The organism is Paenibacillus ihuae (assembly GCF_001368795.1).
Taxonomy (GTDB): Bacteria; Bacillota; Bacilli; order Paenibacillales; family Paenibacillaceae; genus Paenibacillus_AQ; species Paenibacillus_AQ ihuae.
The window spans coordinates 4,097,464-4,105,786 of the sequence record NZ_LN831198.1 but is presented as its reverse complement, the minus strand read 5'-3'; the positions used below and the strand labels follow the sequence as shown (position 1 = coordinate 4,105,786).

General features: G+C 54.6%; 5 protein-coding genes and 2 pseudogenes. 6 read left to right on the top strand and 1 reads right to left on the bottom strand.

Annotated features, from left to right (window positions below):
- On the top strand, window positions 1-530 hold a 530-nt coding region (locus AQR02_RS34610; RefSeq protein WP_245237550.1), incomplete at its 5' end, for an energy-coupling factor ABC transporter ATP-binding protein.
- Window positions 527-1,354 (top strand): energy-coupling factor transporter transmembrane component T family protein, encoded by an 828-nt coding sequence (locus tag AQR02_RS18950; RefSeq protein ID WP_054941805.1) that lies wholly within the window; start codon window positions 527-529, stop codon window positions 1,352-1,354. The genes AQR02_RS34610 and AQR02_RS18950, both read left to right, overlap by 4 nt.
- 90 nt (window positions 1,355-1,444) lie before the next feature.
- Here AQR02_RS18950 and AQR02_RS18945 read toward each other — a convergent pair whose 3' ends face one another.
- Entirely contained in the window at window positions 1,445-2,437 is a 993-nt protein-coding gene (locus tag AQR02_RS18945) for a Na/Pi cotransporter family protein (RefSeq protein WP_054941804.1), read from the bottom strand.
- Between the two features lie 98 nt (window positions 2,438-2,535).
- On the opposite strand from AQR02_RS18945, the pseudogene AQR02_RS18940 reads away from it, so the two are divergent.
- From AQR02_RS18940 to addB, 4 genes and pseudogenes are all read left to right on the top strand, one after another.
- Window positions 2,536-3,935 (top strand): annotated as a pseudogene (locus AQR02_RS18940) (class I SAM-dependent rRNA methyltransferase).
- A 158-nt stretch (window positions 3,936-4,093) separates the two neighbouring features.
- Window positions 4,094-4,546 carry a MarR family winged helix-turn-helix transcriptional regulator gene (locus AQR02_RS18935; protein ID WP_054941803.1) on the top strand — a complete coding sequence of 151 codons (453 nt, stop codon included), beginning with the start codon at window positions 4,094-4,096 and terminating at the stop codon, window positions 4,544-4,546.
- Window positions 4,547-4,571: 25 nt separating this feature from the next.
- Entirely contained in the window at window positions 4,572-5,090 is a 519-nt protein-coding gene (gene paiA, locus AQR02_RS18930) for a spermidine/spermine N(1)-acetyltransferase (protein ID WP_054941802.1), read from the top strand.
- 246 nt (window positions 5,091-5,336) lie between these two features.
- Window positions 5,337-8,323 (top strand): annotated as a pseudogene (gene addB / locus AQR02_RS18925) (helicase-exonuclease AddAB subunit AddB); the annotation flags it as partial.

Sequence of the window (8,323 nt, the reverse complement as noted above, 5' to 3'; positions counted from 1 at the left end):
TTATATACGACGAGATTGCACTGGGGCTGAGGCTGCGCGGGATTCCTGAGGACATTATTCGCGGACGCATCCATGAGGTGCTTAAGGTATGCGGGCTGCATGAATTCCGCGAATGGCCGGTTTCTGCGCTTAGCTACGGGCAGAAGAAACGGGTTACGATCGCTTCTATTCTGGTACTTGAGCCTGAGGTGATCATTTTGGATGAACCGACCGCGGGGCAGGATTACCGGCATTACAATGAAATGATGGAATTTCTGCGGGGCTTGAACAGCCGGGGAATTACGGTGATCATGATCACGCATGATATGCATCTGATGCTGGAGTATGCGCAGCGGACCATTGTACTGGCCGACGGGAAAAAGATTGCCGACGACCGGCCGGAGCGGATTCTGACGGACCGTGCCGTGGTGGAGCATGCCAACCTGAAAGAAACTTCGCTGTTTACCTTGGCGCTAAAGGCGGGAGTGGCCCAGCCGGAAGAGCTGGTCCGCCGGTTCATTGCTTTTGACAGGAGGGTCCGCCACAGATGAAAGCTAAAATGCTGACGTTTACGAACCAGGATTCGCCGGTACACCGGCTGACGGGAGCAACGAAGCTGCTTGTGTTCGCGGTCTGGTCGGTTTCGGCAATGATTACTTATGATACCCGGTGCCTGATTCTGATGCTGATGTTCAGCCTAGTGATCTTCAGGATCTCGCGGGTGCGATTTCAGGATTATGCCTTTGTGCTATACTTCATTCTGCTCTTTTTCTTATTGAATCAGCTGGCGATCTTTATCTTCTCTCCGCTGGAGGGTACGCGGATTTACGGCACACGCCATGATCTTTTTCATCTGGCAGGGAGGTATACTGTAACAGCTGAGCAGCTGTTCTATCAGTTCAACATCGCACTGAAATATGCCGTGGTCATTCCAATGGCGCTGCTGTTTCTGCTGACGACAGATCCCGGTGAATTTGCCTCATCACTCAACCGGATCGGAGTGCATTATAAAATCGCTTATTCCGTATCGCTGGCTTTGCGCTATATTCCCGACATTCAGCGGGATTACGAGAATATCGCCTTCTCCGCCCAGGCCCGGGGGATTGATATTTCCCGCAAGGAGAAGCTGCCGGCAAGGCTCAAGAATATCGTGTCGATTCTGCTGCCGCTGATTCTGGCAAGTATAGAGCGGATTGAGAAAATCAGCACGGCGATGGAGCTGCGCGGCTTCGGCAGCGGCAGGAAACGGACCTGGTACCGGGGCCGTTCGTTCACCCGAAGGGACTATCTCGCCTTAGGAATGGTTCTGGCTATTGCTGCAGGATCGGCAGTGGTTACCTTTTACCATGGTTCAAGGTTCTACAGTATCTTTTAAACTGGAGAAACCATTAGTATTGCAGAGCCGTTTGAAGTATAATAATACGGCGATTAAGAAGGCTTCCGGCAGGAAGCCTTCTGTTCGGACTTATGTGCGGCTGAGGCGCTGTTCGATTCTGGACCAGAGCGGCAGGTAGCACAGCGGCAGCACCGCGAGTGAGCAGACGACGTTGAAGATCGTCTGGGCATGGGCGAGCTGCGAGGCAGGCCCGCCGCCAAGCGCGGCGGATAGGCTCTGGAGCGGCCCGATAAAGGGCAGGAACAGCAGCGCGCCGCCGACATTGAGCGCTACATGCGATCCGGCAACAAACTTGCCGGAGGCCGAGCCGCCGATGGCGGCGATGACGGCGGTGACGCAGGTGCCGACGTTCGCACCGAGTACAATGGCAATACCCAGCTCGGGCGGCATTGTGCCGGAAGCCGCGAGGCCCATCGCCATGCCGATGACCGCCGCACTGCTGTGCAGCATGGCGGTCAGGCAGGCTCCGGCAGCCAGACCCCACAGCGCGCTGGTCGCCGCATGGTCAAGGAACCAGCGGAACAGCCCGCTGGCCTGAAGAGCCGGGCCGATCGACTGCATGACAGCGATCCCCCACAGCACCAGTGCAAAGCCGGCCACCGCCAGGCTGATGAACTGGAGCGGCCCGGAGATGCGCCGGCAGGCTTCGGCCGCCCGCCAGGAGAAGGGCGGGAGCTCGCTGAGCATGACCGCCGCAGCCCATAGGCACAGCGCCGCGGTGAGCAGCGGCGCAGCCATCGTGCTGATCTGCAGTCCGATCAGCTCGGTGGTCAGGCAGGTGCCGATGTTGCTGCCGAGAATGATGCCCAGCGTGCGGGCATAGGTTAGCAGCCCTGCATTGACCATGCCGATGGTCAGCACCGTAACGGCAGTGCTGCTCTGCAGCAGCGCCGACAGCAGGCTGCTGGCGATCAGGCCTTTTAAGGGCGTGGAGGTGGCTTTATGCAGGCTCCGCGTAAGCAGCGGGCCGGCGAGCTTCGCCAGCGCGGCCTCCATCACCTTCATGCCGGCGAGGAAAATAACAAGGCCGTATATAACAGGGAACAGCAGGTCACGGATCATAAGGACAGGCTCCTTTGAACGGGGGTTGTACACCAATATATGAATGCAATGCAGTGGACATGTATGAAATCATCAACAAGAACAGGGAGTTGAAGTCATTGGCATCGGTTATTCTGGAACGAACCGTAAAAAAAGACTGGAACAGGGCCATCCGTGGGTGTACGCCAGCGAGGTAGCCTCAGTGGATGGAGATCCGCAGGCCGGCGGTTTGGTGGATGTGCTTACTCATCAAGGCCGGTTTCTCGCGTCAGGTTATTACAATCCGGCTTCGCAGATCCGGGTACGAATTGTATCCCAGGCCCCGCTGGAGGCAATGGATACGGCATTTTTTGTCGAGCGGTTCACGAGCTGTCTGCAGCATAGGGAACGGTTTCTGCCGGGAGCGGACGCTTACCGCTTCGTCTATGGGGAAGCAGATTTTCTGCCGGGTCTGATCATTGACCGGTTCGGCGAGATTCTGGTGGTGCAGCTGCTGACACTGGGCATGGACAAGTGCCGCACCGAGATTGTGGAAGCGCTGGTGCAGGTAATGGCTCCGTGCGGCATTTATGAACGCAGCGATGTTTCTGTCCGCGAACTGGAGGGACTGGAGCAAAGAACCGGCGTCTTGTACGGGGATTGCCCGCGCCACATTACGGTAAGCGAGAATGGCCTGAAGGTCATTGTCGATATCGAAGAAGGCCAGAAGACCGGCTATTTCTTCGATCAGCGCGAAAATCGGGCTTCCATTGCTCCGCTGATCAAGGGCTGGGGCGGGCGCAGCGGGATTACGCTGCAGGAAGTGGAGACGGAAGAGGGGGACAAGAAGATTTTGCCGGTCAATAAAAGCGGTAAACCGGTCACATTCCCATACTGGGATGGGGCGACAGTGCTGGAATGCTTCGCGCATACAGGCAGCTTCACGCTGCATGCCTGCAAATACGGGGCGAAGAAGGTAACCTGTCTGGATGTTTCCGCCCATGCGATTGAGAGCGCCAAAGCAAACGTGGAGCTGAACGGCTTCACGGACCGCGTGGAGTTTGTTGTAGATGATGCGTTTGCTTTTCTGCGCAATCAGGTAAAAGGTCTAGAAGAGCGCTCCGAGCGGGCAACAGGTACAGGTGAAGCCAAGTCTGGCGGTAAGCCGGCAGCCAAAACCGATACGGCGAAGCCGATGACAGCCGGCGGCGGGCGCACCTGGGATGTTGTCATTCTTGACCCGCCTGCGTTTGCCAAAACCAAAAGCGCTGTAGCGGGAGCCTGCCGCGGGTACAAGGATATCAACCTGCACGGCATGAAGTTGGTCAACGAGGGCGGATACCTGGTAACCGCAAGCTGCTCGTACCATATGCAGCCGCAGCTGTTCCTGGATACCATTGCTGAAGCGGCGAAGGATGCGGGTAAAGTGCTGAGACTGGTTGAATGGCGGGCCGCAGGCAAGGATCATCCGCAAATCCTCGGCGTGGACGAAGGACATTATCTGAAATTTGCGATTTTTGAAGTGACCAGCAAGAAATAATGCAGCCCTAAGGCTGGGCAGGCCAGAGTCTCCGGAAGCGGAGGCTCTTTTTTACTATAAATTAATTAATTTGTTGTAAATACAACAAAATTAGAGTAAATTTAGTCCAGGGTATTTTTATTGTATTTGCAACAAAAAATGCGATAAGGAGTTCTAATATGAAGGAAATTCTTCGGGAAATTGGAATGATAGCAAGGGCCTTGGATTCGATAAGCAATATAGAATTCAAAGAATATGACCTCACTAAAGGGCAGTATTTGTACCTGGTACGCATTTGTGAACACCCGGGGATCATTCAAGAAAAGTTAGCGGAGATGATAAAGGCAGACCGGACAACAGCAGCCCGATCGATAAAAAAACTTGAAATGAACGGTTTTATTGAAAAGAAAGCGGATGAGCATAACCTCAAAATTAAAAAACTCTATCCGACAGCACAGGGACAACAGGTATATCCTTTTATAAAAAGAGAAAATGACTATTCAAACCTCGTTGCATTAGCAGGTTTCTCCGACAGTGAAGCTGAAGTTATGGCCGGCCTTCTTCAAAGAGTAAGAAAAAATGTGGAGAAAGACTGGGAATATGTGAAAAAGGGAAACAAGAGAAATTATTGATAATCTAAAGGAGTGTTCTATTGAAATGACTATAGAGGTTAAAAAGTGTACCCTTGCTGATTTACACATTCTTCAAGAGTTAAGTTATGAAACCTTTAATGATACTTTCAAGCATCAGAATTCACTTGATAATATGCAGGCCTATCTGGAAAGGGCATTTAACTTAAATCAACTGGAAAAGGAATTATCCAACCGCTTTTCGCAATTCTTTTTTATTTTTTTGAATCAGGAGCTTGCCGGCTATTTAAAGGTTAATACCAGTGGGGCCCAGACTGAAGAAATGGGTGAGGAATCTCTTGAAATCGAGAGGATTTATATAAAGAAAACCTTCCAAAAACATGGTCTTGGTAAATATCTGCTGAATAAAGCTATGGAAATTGCGATAGAACGTAGTGTGAAGAAACTCTGGTTAGGCGTATGGGACAAGAATGAGAATGCGATAGCTTTTTATAAAAAAATGGGGTTTGTTCAAACAGGTGCCCACTCTTTTTATATGGGGGATGAAGAACAAACCGACTTTATTATGATCCTGACACTCCGGTAACCAGCGCCAGGCTTAACAGGACTGCAGCAGGCTGGAAATATGAGCAAACACAAAGGGAATGACACCGTAAGGCGGTCAATCTCTTTTTGCGTTTTCTACAGGTAAATATTGAGATTTGAAAACAATGGCAAACGTACGTTCTGTTCCGTGAGGTAGAGATATGCTATAATGTTGGGACGAATGCAACACCTTGTGTTGATATAGATTTGATTCACCTCATCTCCGCCACGGAAGGAGTCTACTGCAATGACGGTAAACTTTTTGATCGGCCGCTCCGGCAGCGGCAAGACAACAAAAATATGGGAGGAGGTCTCCTCCCGGCTGGAATCGGAGCCGCTGGGAGCGCCGATTATTGTGCTTGTGCCAGAGCAGGGCTCATTCGGGGCGGAACGGGGGCTTCTGAGCAGCGGGAAAGTGAAGGGCAGCATCCGCGCCCAGACGCTCAGCTTCTCCCGGCTGGCCTACCGGGTAAAGCAGGAGACGGGTGGCAGCGCCAGTCTGCCGATCAGCGAGGAAGGCAAAAAAATGCTGATCTACAAAATCATCACCCGCCGCAAGGATGAGCTGAAGCTGTTTGGCGCGTCCAGCGACAGGCCCGGTTTCGTCGAGCGGTTAAGCAGCCTGCACACAGAAATGAAGCGGTGCTGTCTGGGTGCTGCGGATCTGGAAGAGCAGTTATCCGGCATCAGGCAGTCGCCACTGGCAAGCCCTATTCTGGCAGGCAAGCTGGATGATCTGCAGCTGGTATTCAGCGATTTGGAGCAGGAAATGTCCCGGCTGTATATCGATGAAGAGGACCGTCTGGCCGAGCTGGCCGAGCATATTCAGGATTCCTCGTATGTCCGCGGCGCTGAGATTTGGGTGGATGGCTTCCATGGCTTTACCCCCCCAGGAATTTGTAGTGCTGCGTGAGCTAATGCTGCATGCCTCTAAGATAACAGTAGCACTGACCCTGGACCGGATTTATGCCTCCGAAATGCAGCCTCATGAACTGGAGCTGTTTCATCCGGCGGCTGTGACTTATATCAAGCTGCGCGGGATGGCGGAAGAGGCAGGCCTTGAGGTGTGGGACGAGGTGCTGGCTCCGCAGGTTCTGCCGCGTTTCGCGGACAGTCCTGCCCTGGCCCATCTGGAGCGGGGTTTCGGGCGGCGGGCACGCTGGAGCGGAGAAGCTGCACAGGCCAGGGAAGCGATCACCATCAGTGCTGCCTCCTCACGCCGGACAGAGGTTGAGAGCGCACTCCGGGAGATGCTCCGCCTGGCGCGTGAGGACGGGGCAAAATATGGTGAGATGGCCGTGTTTATGCGGAACATCGGCGATTACGAGTCGCTGGTTGCCCCATTGTTTGAAGATTACGGAGTACCCTTCTTTCTTGACCAGAAGGCCAATGAGCTGCATCACCCGCTGGTGGAGTTTATCCGCTCTGCGCTTGATGTGGTTCGCCGCCGCTGGCGTTATGAGGATGTGTTCCGCTGTGTGAAAACTGAGCTGCTGCTTCCGCTGGACGGCAGTCTGACCCGTGAGGATATGGACCAGCTGGAGAACTACGTGCTTGCCTGCGGCATTCAGGGCTACCGCTGGACCGACGGCAAATCATGGCGGGGGATTCCGAGCCTATCGCTGGAGGGCGCCAGAGTAGTGGATGAAGTGCTGCTGGCGAGAATGGAGGCCTGCCGTGAGGCCATTACAGGCCCGCTGTCTGCGTTTGAGAAGCGGGTCAAGAAAAGCCGCAGCGGCCTGGAGCTGTGTACAGCGGTGTATCTGCTCCTCCAGGAATCGGAGGCAGCGCACAAGCTGGAGAAACGGAGCGCAGCGGCTTTGGAGCAAGGAGAGCCAGTGCTGGCCCGTGAGCACAGCCAGCTATGGGATGCGGTGCTTGATTTGCTCGACCAGATTGCCGAAATGATGGGCGGTGAGCGGCTGGAGTTTGACCTGTTCGCCGGAGTGCTGGAGACAGGACTTGCCGAGCTCCGGATGGGGCTGGTTCCGCCTGCGCTGGATCAGGTGCTGGTCGGAACGATGGACCGGACCCGGACTACGGGTGTGAAATATGCCTTTTTGCTTGGCTTTAATGAAGGTGTTGTGCCTGCACAGTTCAAGGAGGACGGTATACTCTCCGAGGGTGAGCGGCTGCAGCTGGAGAACAGCGGTATGGAGCTGGCTCCTGGGGCTTCCCGCAAGCTGCTCGACGAACGTTTCCTTATTTATAATGCCCTCACGACAGCCAGCACCAGGCTGTGGATCAGCTATGCAACGGCGGATGAAGAAGGCAAGGTGCTGCTGCCGTCCGAGATTATCCGCCAATTGCATGGCATGTTCCCAGGAGCGCTGGCTGAGCGTTCCCTCTCGGGTTTCCCGCCGGCTGTGTCTCCAGAGGATGCTGCTGCGGGTGAGACTCTCCATCTTAGCTTTATCGGACAGCAGGATCAGACGCTGCGCATGCTGATTATGCAGCTGCGGCAATGGCGCCAGGGCGTAGAGATTCCCGGAATATGGTGGGATGTCTACAACTGGTACATCAGCGGGGATAAGCAGCGGAGATTGCCCCTGGAGCGGCTGCTCGGTTCATTATTCTACCGCAACAGCGGGGTTCCGCTGCGGCGGGATACCAGCCTCAGGTTATATGGAGGCTCAACACTGCGGGGCAGCGTGTCGCGTATGGAGAAATTCGTCGCCTGCTCCTTCTCGCATTTTGCTTCCTACGGTCTGAGATTAAAGGAACGCCAGCTCTATAAGCTCCAGGCGCCGGATATCGGTCAGCTGTTCCATGCGGCGCTGAGTGATATGGCCAAACGACTGCAGGAGCAAGGCAGAGGCTGGGGCAGTATGACGGCAGAGGAATGCCGGCGCGAAGCCGGGGCTACGGTGGACAAGCTGTCCCCGCTGCTTCAGGGCGAGATTCTAATGAGCACCAAGCGATACGGGTACATTTCCCGCAAGCTGAAGAACATTGTCGGACGGGCCTCGGTTATCCTCGGTGAGCATGCCCGCCGGGGCAGCTTTGAGCCGGCGGGGCTGGAGCTGGATTTTGGCCCGGGCAAAGAGCTTCCCCCGCTGAGAATAGCCTTGCCCAACGGCTGTGTCATAGAGGTTGTGGGCCGGATAGACCGTGTAGACAAAGCCGAGAGCGAGCAGGGGGTACTGCTGCGGGTCATCGACTATAAGTCCAGCCAGAAGGACCTGAAGCTGCATGAAGTCTACTATGGGCTGTCGCTGCAGATGCTTACTTATC

What these genes read in the sequence shown, in the direction of transcription:
- AQR02_RS18935 (WP_054941803.1), top strand. Translation starts at nt 4,094, where the DNA reads ATGAAGGAAATTCTTCGGGAAATTGGAATGATAGCAAGGGCCTTGGAT.
- AQR02_RS18950 (WP_054941805.1), top strand. Translation starts at nt 527, where the DNA reads ATGAAAGCTAAAATGCTGACGTTTACGAACCAGGATTCGCCGGTACAC.
- paiA (WP_054941802.1), top strand. Translation starts at nt 4,572, where the DNA reads ATGACTATAGAGGTTAAAAAGTGTACCCTTGCTGATTTACACATTCTT.
- AQR02_RS18945 (WP_054941804.1), bottom strand. Translation starts at nt 2,437, where the DNA reads ATGATCCGTGACCTGCTGTTCCCTGTTATATACGGCCTTGTTATTTTC.